A 9,343-nucleotide genomic window follows, 5' to 3' on the forward strand; every position below is an offset into this window, starting at 1 on the left:
TCGTCCGGCCTTTCGCCGTTTTGCACCCGTCATGTCAAGTCGAGTGTTGAATTTGAGGAAATCGCCTGATTTCAGCCATACCGAGGGGTAGTATTAGAATTGTTGATACTGTTTTGTTACCTGCTGTTTTTTTGAAATCGCCACCCTACACTGGTTCTCAAGGTGCATCGACATGAGCACCACACTAGAGACAGGAGACGATCGTGAGCAACCAGGTACTACTCGAAGACTTGCCTCTTCGCCCATTCCACATCGGCGTTGCGTTCAGTGGGACAGGCGGTCAATTTAGCGATGGCTTCGTGCTCGGCATCATTGGCATTGCGGTCAGCATGGCGGCGCTGCCGCTGCATCTCGATGCGCTTTGGATGGGACTGCTCGGCGCCGCTTCGCTCGCGGGCCTGTTCATCGGCAGCATGCTGGCCGGCCCGATCGCGGACAGACATGGCCGTCGGACGATTTTCGCGTACGACATGCTGCTCTTCGCTGTCGTCTCTGCTGCGCAGTATTTTGTGACGTCGGCCTCTCAGTTGCTGGTCTTGCGTCTGGCGCTGGGACTCATCCTCGGCGCCGACTACGTGGTGAGCAAATCCCTGGTCACCGAATACTCGCCGCGCCGTTACCGTGGCCGTCTGCTGAGTGTGCTCGCAGCAGCGTGGGCGGCGGGCTATGTCGGTGCGTACCTCGTTGGCTTCACCATGCGTGACATTGGGCCTGATGCCTGGCGGATCATGCTCGCAGCGAGCGGAGTGCCGGCACTGCTGATTCTCCCGTTCCGCCTGATCGTGCCCGAATCGCCAATGTGGCTGATGAAACGCGGTCGCGGCGACGAAGCGCTCGCCATCGTTCGTCGCAGATTCGGCCCTGAAGTCACGCTTTCGACGACGACCGCCGCAACTCAACAGCGAAAGGGAGCCTGGTCACAGCTGTTCTCGCCCCGCTGGCGCAAAAACACGTTGGTCGGCTGCGTCTTCTACACCTGCCAGGTCATTCCTTACTTTGCATTGGGCACCTTCGCGCCAAAAGTCCTTGAGGCGCTGCACGTCAAGGACAAGTTCGCAGGCGGGCTCGTCTACAACATCCTGCTTCTCGTCGGTGCAGCGATTGGCTTGCTGCTGATCGACAGGATCTCCCGTCGTACGTTCCTCATTGGAACCTTCTATCTTGCGGCGCTCGGGCTGGCGGTGCTGACCTATGCCAGCTTTGGGCCGATCGGGACGATGCTCGTCTTTGGCTTCTTCGCGTGCATCCTCTCGGCAGCGGCGAACCTCGAATTCGTCTATCCGCCCGAACTCTTCCCGACGCATCTTCGCGCCTCAGGCGTCGGTCTGGCAGTCGCTTCGAGCCGCTTTGGTTCAGCCATCAGTACATTCCTGCTGCCAATCGCCGTTCAGCAGGTTGGCATTCACGCAGCGCTGGGTGTCTGCGTCGCGGTACTGCTGTTCGGTGGCGTCTTCTGCCACTTCATGGCACCCGAAACGGGCGGCGAGAGCGTTTCAGACGTGAAGTCCGACAGTGTCGCCGGGGACCAGGTAGACGCTGCCGGGCACCCTGACGCAACTTTGGCAACCGCTGCGCCGAGTGGCAGCAAGACGCGCCTTTGATGACCGTAGGAGTTGACGGCAGGCCAGATGCGAGAACATACGCGAGGACTTTCATACCAGGACACGCCATGCCGTCGAACAAACCCATTGATATGCATGCTGTACAAGTCTTCGTCGCCGTCGCGGAAGAGGGAAGCATGTCCGCCGCGGCAACGAGAATGGGCATATCCCAGTCAGGCGTATCGCAAATCATCCGGCAGCTCGAAGACGAACTGGGCGTCGTGCTCGTCAACCGGACGACTCGACCGATGGCGCTGACGCCCTTCGGCATTGCACTGAGGAACCGGGGTGCGGTGCTGAGCGAAGAGATCGCCAATCTCAAGGCACAAGTCGTCGAAGCAGGACGCGGTATCAAACCCGACTTGCGCATCGGACTGGTCGACTCATTCGCGGCCACGTGTGGTTCAGTTTTTACAAGAAAGCTGCTGGGAAAGGTGTCGCAGTTGTCGATTCGAACGGGGCTCAGCCCTCAGCAGGGAGAAGCACTGCTGCGCCGCGACCTGGACCTGATCGTCACGAGCGATCCACTGATGGACGCCAACGACGTCGTCCGGTATCGGCTGTTCTCCGAACGGTACTTTGTGATAACGCCGAAAAACCTCGGCATGCCCGTGAAGACCATCGACGACTTACGGATTCTGATTAACAGCTTGCCCATCGTCAGGTTCAACCGGATGTCTCAGGTGGGCATGCAGATCGAACGGTACCTCCGGCGCATTGAGATCCGCGCACCTGCCAGACTCGAACTGGACAACGCCGATGCTTTGACCTCGATGGTAGCGGAGGGGGTCGGTTGGGCCATTACTTCACCCATGTGCCTTCTTCAGGGAGTGCCGTATGCGGGTCACGTCGCCGTTCATGTAGTCGAGAATTTAGGCTTGGAGCGCTCACTGTACCTCGTAGCGCGCCGGGACGAATACAACGTTTTCTTCGACGACGCTTGCGATACAGCGCACGAAGTTATCGAGACATCGTTCCTGCCGAGGCTGACAGCTCTCGGTCGGGATATTGAAAAACTTATTACCGTTGGCGGAAGGAATCTCTATGAATAAGAGTGCTCAGGGCGTAGATCGCATCGAACGTGACTATGTCGGCGAGGTCACCATTCCTGGCGACAAACTGTACGGCGTGAACACGGTGCGTGGGGTCGACAACCTCACGGTTTCGCCGTTGAACATTGCCCACTATCCCGAGTTTCGCGACGCTTTCGCGCAGGTCAAATGGGCCGCGGCGTTGGCCAACCGCGACAACGAGGTCATCACGAACGAGCAGTGTGAGGCGATCGTTGCCGCTTGCAGGGAAGTCATCGAGGGGCGGTTCGACTCCTCGTTCGTGGTCGACCTTATGGAAGGTTCGGGTGGCACATCGACCAACATGAACTTTAACGAGGTCATCGCGAACCGTGCTCAGCAAATCCTGGGACACGCTGCTGGAACGTACGCGGTCGTTCATCCGAACGACCATGTCAACCGCTCCCAATCGACGAACGATGCATATCCTGCCGCCTTGAAGATTGCCACGTACGCGATGCTCGGGCCGCTCATCAAGGAGGTCATGCAACTCGCGGCCCTTTTCAGCAGCAAAGCCACGGAATTCGCCGACGTTCTTCACCTGGGCCGGACCTGCCTGCAGGATGCCCAGCCGATGCGTCTTGGTCAACTCTTTGGAGGCTACGCGTCTCTGACCGAACGTCTGGCAGAGGAACTTGTCGCGGTGCGTGACAAGCTCCGCACGCTTCCGCTTGGCGGCACGGCAATCGGGACCGGCTTCGGCGCTCCGGCGGGTTACCGCGCGGCCGTGTACTCGCATCTCCAAAGCGTCACTGGCGTTGATTATCAAGCACCGGCAAATCCGTTCGATGCCATGCAGAACATGGACGTGTTCTCGCGCGTCTCTGCCGAACTACGTACCTGCGCAGTGTCTCTTGCGAAGATTGCTTCCGACCTGACTGTCCTGTCGTCAGGTCCTGTCGGCGGACTCGGGGAACTGAGGCTGCCGGAGGCACAGGCGGGTTCTTCGATCATGCCGGGCAAGGTCAATCCGGTCCTGCCGATGGCGATGATCCAACTGAGCTTCGCGGTCGTTGGAAACGACGTCGCCGTAGCTCAGGCGGTTCAGTACGGCGAACTTGAAATCAATCATTTCGAGCCGGTTGTTGCTTCGCGCGTTTTCGACAGTATCGCGCTGCTCACCAATGGCATCCAGCGCTTTGGCGAAAAGTGTGTGAAGGGCATCAAGGCTGACGTAGCGCGCAATGAGAAGCATCTGATGGAATCGATGGCCGTCGCGACGGCGCTCGTTCCAAACATTGGTTATGCTCAAGTCAGCAAGCTCGCGCGCCAATCCGTGACCGAAGATCGCTCTTTAGTTGCGATTCTCGATGAGTCTGGATTGCTCTCCCCGGATGACACCATTGCGGCTATCCGCAAAGCGTCATACCCGGTGTTTGAGTCCTGACTCATTCGTGTATGGAAATCGGCCCTCGAATGCTTCCTGGGCCGGTCTATTTCTGGATCAAGACGAACCACGCCATGCTAGGAAAAGACGAAGTATTGAAGCTTCTTGAAGAAGGGGAAATTCCGTTTTCGTGCGAGGAACACGACTCGGTACTCAACATGGCAGCGTCCGAAATGTTGGCGCTTTCCGTGATGGGGGCTCGCTGCAAGAACCTGCTCTTGCAGGATAAGAAAGGCAATTACTTCCTCGTCGTCACAACTGCTTCGAAGTCGCTCGATCTGGCTGGTGTCGCCGAAACACTCGGCAGCAAACGCCTCTCGTTCGCGTCGACGGACAAGCTCTTCGAGTTGCTGGGTATCCGGACTGGTGCTTTGAGCCCACTCGCGCTGGCCAATGACGAAGCCAAACGCGTGCGACTCGTCATCGACGCTGAACTGAGCGGCGAGGAAACCTTTCTGTTTCATCCCCTCGAGAACAATGCGAGCGTATCGCTCACCCGAAGCGGGCTGGACACCTTTCTCTGCAACATCGGACACCCGGCAGACTGGCTGCCTCTCGCTGCAAAATCGGATTGAGGAAACTCTTGTTGCTTGTACAGCGCAATGGCTCCGTGCTCGTAAAGGAGAGTTCCAGGATCTCGCGACACTACATGCTGCCCGAGGATGCTTTGGCTAGTTCTTGACGACGACTGATTCCGTCGACGCGAGTCTCCGGGAGCCCGGTAGGTCGTATGTTCTGAGAGGCCGGCCAATTTGCTGATCAGCGTCCATAAGACCGCGGGAGCGGACTGTGACGTGACGACCGCGGGAAAGGCAGTTCAAGGTCGGACCGTGCCGCCTAAATCGATGAAAATTGCCAAAAAACGGCAAGCGCCCGTGTAATGATGAAGATTGAGGCTACTGACCTCGGCGACGGGAGCGAGCTGACTAGCGCTAAGCTTTACTCAAAAAAAAGTAGTATCCAGGGGATGGCTTGAAAAATCGACTCTCATTTGTCATTTCCGCATTACTCACTGTGATGCTTTTCGCAGGCATCCCAGCTTTCACCTGCAACAATTCACCCTTGAATATGAGTACCTCACTCGGGCGTAGCATTGGCGTGGTGCTTGTCGTATACGCGGTGGCAACTGCTTTCGCGATGCTTGGGACGGTATTTCAATACATCTACGCTTTTGCAGGCAAGGGCACAGCGCTTCGGCCGACGATGCCACGAAACCGCGTGTTGCTTCTCGTAGGCGTGGTGGCAGCGATAGCGCTCCGTCTGAAAAGAGTTATCGTCTCGCATTGAAATCGCACGAATTCGCAGACCCACGACGGATTTCTCTGGCGAGCGACGTTAAAGAAAGGTCACGACCGTCAGCGCGACCGACAACGTCAGAGACGAGAAACAGTTCGCAGTTTTCCAGATGGAGCAGGGTATTGTTCAAGCTATGAGTAAGCAGCTCATTCAGACGGTTATCGCCGCTTCCGTTGCGCTAACCGGCACTGTCGCAATCGCGGATGGACCGCCTCCGGCTGCGTCCGGCCCCGCATTTTCGAACACGGGACCAGACGCAGACTCTTATGGAGCAAGGCTCGGGTACCCAATCGGATTACCTCTGAGAAGTCAGGTCCATGAAGTGGGCAACTACAGCCACTTCGACAGCTTTTATCCATCCAACCTGGTTTTAAAGGCAGCGACGCCATCAAGGTTGAACCGTGCCGCAATCCCGCTGGATATCACGTACCGATACCAGAATCAGACACTTTCGCTGCGTGACTACCTTTCAAGAAATCCGACGACTGGGTTACTGATCGCTCGCGACGATACGATTTTATTCGAGCAATACCAATACGCCCGATCCGATCATGACCGGCTCATGTCGGAGTCAATGGCCAAAACGTTGGTCGGAATTATGATCGGCATTGCGGTGTCCGAACACAAGATCCATTCCATTGACGACGCGGCACAGGTGTATGTGCCGGGACTCAAAGGCAGCGAGATCGGTACCGTCTCGATTCGCGCATTGCTGCACATGGCGTCCGGTATCCGCTTCCAGCAAAACTACACCGATACCGACGACGACACGACCATGCACCGTGAATTACTTTCGTCCAAAGGTCCAGGGTCGGTCGCGGTCGTCAAACAGTTCAATACCCGCCTGGCTGCGTCAAATACTTTTTTTAGCTACGCTAGCCTGAACACTGAAGTGCTGGGGCTGGTCCTCTCTCACGCTACAGGCATGACGCTATCGAGCTATCTGGAGACTCGTATCTGGCAACCGATGGGTGCCGAAGCAGACGCCCGATGGGTGACGGATCACACAGGGCAGGAGCTTGCCTGGTGTTGCTTTAACGCGACCCTGCGCGACTACGCCCGGGTTGGGCTGCTTCTGGCGCACGGTGGTGAATTTAACGGCAAGCAGATCATTCCGCGCTCATGGATAGTGGACGCGACGAAACCCGCGCCCCCAGGCTCCCTCCTTGCCTTGGGCCGGGGCCAGCATCCGGGGGGATATGGATATCAGATCTGGTTAATGCCCGGATCACGTGGAGCATTTGCGTTGGAAGGTGTTTACGGTCAACGTATCTTCGTCGATCCGCAATCCGGTCTGGTGCTGGTCCACACCGCCGTCCGGACTCAGGCGCTGGACGCCCCGGGTGAGGCCGAATTGCGCGCACTCTGGGATGGATTGCTTACCCAATTTATATCCAGTTCCGCGTCTGCGGCGAGTGGCGGCTTCGGAGAATAGCGTTCGACCGCTGGGGGGCGGTTACAGGTGACCGCATCAGGCAGTGGACGGCCAGTTTCAGCCACTCAGACAAGTTTCTTGGCCGTCCGGGTTTGGACGGATATGAGACGACCGCCGTAACGTTTTGCGTTCAACTCATCGGGCGGCCGCACACATGAACGTGTGCCAGGTTACGGTCAGTTGGTTTGGATAGCGCGTTGTTCGACCAACGCGAAAATCTTCATGCCAACGAGCATGGCGATGACGAACAGCATCGCTTCAAACTCACCGCTTCCGGCGCTCACGAGAGCCGGTCCCGGGCAGAATCCTGCCAAGCCCCAGCCGGCGCCGAACATGGCGCTACCAGCAAGCAGGCGGCGATCAATGTGCGTCGCGGTCGGCAGCGAAATGGGCGCCTTGAGCAGACTCCGCTTGAGCCTGCTTGCAATCGCGAAACCGACACTGCCTACTGCGATCGCGCCGGCCATGACGAACGCCAGTGACGGGTCCCAGTTGCCCGCGATATCGAGAAAACCCAGCACCTTCGCAGGGTTGGCCATGCCGGAAACGATCAGTCCCGTGGCGAATATCAGACCGGCCAGCAGCGCGTTGAGAATCAGCATGTCAAAGCCCCAGCAGGTGGCGGGTAACGAAAACGACCAGAAAGCCCATTGCCATGAACGTCGCGGTGGCCGCAAGCGAGCGGACCGAACCGCGTGAAAGGCCGCATACGCCGTGACCACTGGTGCAACCGGACGCATAGCGGGTGCCGATGCCAACGAGCAGACCGGCCACAACGAGCACAGGCGGCGATGACGTGATCGCGACGGCCGGCAGTGCCGCGAAAAGCTTGAATATCCAGGGCGCGGCAAAGAGCCCAAGCACGAATGCTGCGCGCCAGGCATGATCGCTGGATGTTGTGTCGAACAGGCCGCCAAGAATCCCACTGATGCCGGCGATACGGCCGTTCCCGAGCACAAGCAGCGTTGCCGCAAGACCGATCAGCAAGCCGCCGGCGAGTGCGGGAAGCGGCGTGAAGTGAGCAAGGTCGATGCTCATTTCAGGCGTCCTTTGACTTTGCCGCAATAGAGGTTCGACAACGTCTCCATGATGCTTAAGACTTCGGCGCTCGCGAGACTGTAGTACATGTACTTTCCCTCGCGCCGCGCACTGACAAGGCCTTCTTCGCGCAGCACGCCAAGATGTTGCGAAAGGCTCGGTTGATGAAGGCCGACCGCTGCTTCCAGTTCCCCAACGTTATGTTCGCCTTCGATCAGTTGGCACAACAGCAGCAGGCGGTCCTCCTGCGCCATGGCTTTGAGAAGGGCGCAGCATTTCGTCGCGGATTGCCGCAGCGTGTCGAGCGCGGCGGGAGATAACTGTGTGCCCATTGATCGGCGTCCTTTTACCTGACAATCATGTTGACCTTCATTATATTAAAATATATATTATTTTTCAATGTACTGACTGGAACATGCGATGAAGCCACTGATAGAAGCGTTCTTTGATACGGCCACCTGCACCGTTACCTACGTCGTTCACGTCGGCGATGGCTCTGCATGTGCCGTGATCGATTCGGTGCTCGACTACGACCCGAAGGCCGGCCGTATCTCGACTCAATCGGCCGACAAGGTCGTGGAATTTGTGCTGGCACATGGGTTACGGGTCGAATGGCTGCTGGAAACGCATGCCCACGCGGACCATCTGTCGGCAGCGCAATATCTGAAGACGCGACTAGGGGGTAGGATTGCCATCGGCGAGAACATTCGAGCAGTGCAGGGTGTATTCAAGCGCGTCTTCAACCTGGGTGCGCACGTGCCGGACGACGGTCAGCAGTTCGATCATCTGTTCACCGCTGGCGAAACGTTCCAGATCGGCGAGCTGAGTGCGCATGCTATACATGCGCCGGGACATACACCGGCTGACATGGCGTATCAGATCGGAGACGCGGTTTTTGTCGGCGACACGATGTTCATGCCGGACGTAGGTAGCGCACGGTGTGATTTTCCGGGTGGTGATGCGCATACGCTTTATCGCTCAGCACGTAAGCTGCTGTCGTTACCTAACGAGACCCGGCTTTATATGTGTCACGATTACCCGCCGCAGTCGCGTCAACCACAATGGCAAACCACAGTGGCTGAACAGCGCAAAGGCAATATTCATCTGCATGACGGCAACTCGGAAGATACGTTCGTCGCGATGCGCACCGCACGCGATCGGACGCTTGATATGCCTACGCTCATTCTTCCAGCTGTCCAGGTCAATATTCGTGCGGGCGCATTGCCTGAGCCGGAAGACAACGGCACGCGTTATCTGAAAATCCCCCTTGGTGCTTTGTAGAGCGCGCATTTGGGCAAAACAGCGCAATCTACTGACCCTTCAAAGGCTCATTGATGAGCGGCTATTGCATGGAGCCTGAACGGCCTGCGTTTGACCGATTGGCGACGTTCATGCCCAGCCAGGGAAAGGCGGATTAGGGTCCAGAGTGTGTGAAAACGTATTGATCGCCTAAACTGAATCAACGCACTGAGATCGGGTGACTCATGAAGCGATTCGTTGAAGGCGATGACCGCAA

General features: G+C 57.5%; 10 protein-coding genes. 7 read left to right on the forward strand and 3 right to left on the reverse strand.

All coding sequences use genetic code 11. From position 1 onward, the window contains the following. Window positions 1-203 precede the first annotated feature (203 nt). From B0G83_RS06255 to B0G83_RS06280, 6 genes are all read left to right on the forward strand, one after another. Entirely contained in the window at window positions 204-1,601 is a 1,398-nt protein-coding gene (locus tag B0G83_RS06255; RefSeq protein WP_105506489.1) for an MFS transporter, read from the forward strand. Window positions 1,602-1,669: 68 nt separating this feature from the next. Then, window positions 1,670-2,653, forward strand: coding sequence for a LysR family transcriptional regulator (locus tag B0G83_RS06260; RefSeq protein ID WP_105506490.1), 984 nt, complete (start codon window positions 1,670-1,672; stop codon window positions 2,651-2,653). Continuing rightward, a complete protein-coding gene (locus tag B0G83_RS06265; RefSeq protein WP_105506491.1) occupies window positions 2,646-4,058 on the forward strand; it encodes an aspartate ammonia-lyase in 1,413 nt (470 codons plus the stop codon). Before B0G83_RS06260 ends, B0G83_RS06265 begins: the two co-directional genes overlap by 8 nt. A gap of 11 nt (window positions 4,059-4,069) precedes the next feature. Next, window positions 4,070-4,633 (forward strand): prolyl-tRNA synthetase associated domain-containing protein, encoded by a 564-nt coding sequence (locus tag B0G83_RS06270; RefSeq protein WP_105506492.1) that lies wholly within the window; start codon window positions 4,070-4,072, stop codon window positions 4,631-4,633. A 397-nt stretch (window positions 4,634-5,030) separates the two neighbouring features. Beyond that, window positions 5,031-5,345: a hypothetical protein gene (locus tag B0G83_RS06275; RefSeq protein ID WP_146120163.1), complete on the forward strand. Its 315-nt coding sequence runs from the start codon at window positions 5,031-5,033 to the stop codon at window positions 5,343-5,345. A 331-nt stretch (window positions 5,346-5,676) separates the two neighbouring features. Beyond that, window positions 5,677-6,789, forward strand: coding sequence for a serine hydrolase (locus B0G83_RS06280; RefSeq protein ID WP_181156711.1), 1,113 nt, complete (start codon window positions 5,677-5,679; stop codon window positions 6,787-6,789). A 176-nt stretch (window positions 6,790-6,965) separates the two neighbouring features. Here the strand turns inward: B0G83_RS06280 and B0G83_RS06285 are convergent, their stop codons facing one another. From B0G83_RS06285 to B0G83_RS06295, 3 genes are read right to left on the reverse strand one after another with little or no spacing between them, the layout of a single operon-like run. Further along, window positions 6,966-7,391 carry a YeeE/YedE family protein gene (locus tag B0G83_RS06285; RefSeq protein ID WP_105506495.1) on the reverse strand — a complete coding sequence of 142 codons (426 nt, stop codon included), beginning with the start codon at window positions 7,389-7,391 and terminating at the stop codon, window positions 6,966-6,968. Window position 7,392: 1 nt separating this feature from the next. Continuing rightward, the gene (locus tag B0G83_RS06290) at window positions 7,393-7,827 is read right to left on the reverse strand and encodes a YeeE/YedE family protein (protein ID WP_105506496.1); all 435 of its coding nucleotides are present in this window, start codon (window positions 7,825-7,827) and stop codon (window positions 7,393-7,395) included. Continuing rightward, on the reverse strand, window positions 7,824-8,159 hold the full coding sequence (locus B0G83_RS06295) for a helix-turn-helix transcriptional regulator (protein WP_105506497.1): 336 nt from the start codon (window positions 8,157-8,159) through the stop codon (window positions 7,824-7,826). The genes B0G83_RS06290 and B0G83_RS06295 overlap by 4 nt, the downstream gene beginning before the upstream one ends. Before the next feature lie 88 nt (window positions 8,160-8,247). Between B0G83_RS06295 and B0G83_RS06300 the strand changes: the two genes are divergently transcribed. Then, a complete protein-coding gene (locus tag B0G83_RS06300) occupies window positions 8,248-9,108 on the forward strand; it encodes an MBL fold metallo-hydrolase (RefSeq protein WP_105506498.1) in 861 nt (286 codons plus the stop codon). Window positions 9,109-9,343 lie beyond the last annotated feature (235 nt).

It is taken from the genome of Paraburkholderia sp. BL21I4N1, assembly GCF_002973525.1.
In the GTDB taxonomy this organism is placed as follows: Bacteria; Pseudomonadota; Gammaproteobacteria; order Burkholderiales; family Burkholderiaceae; genus Paraburkholderia.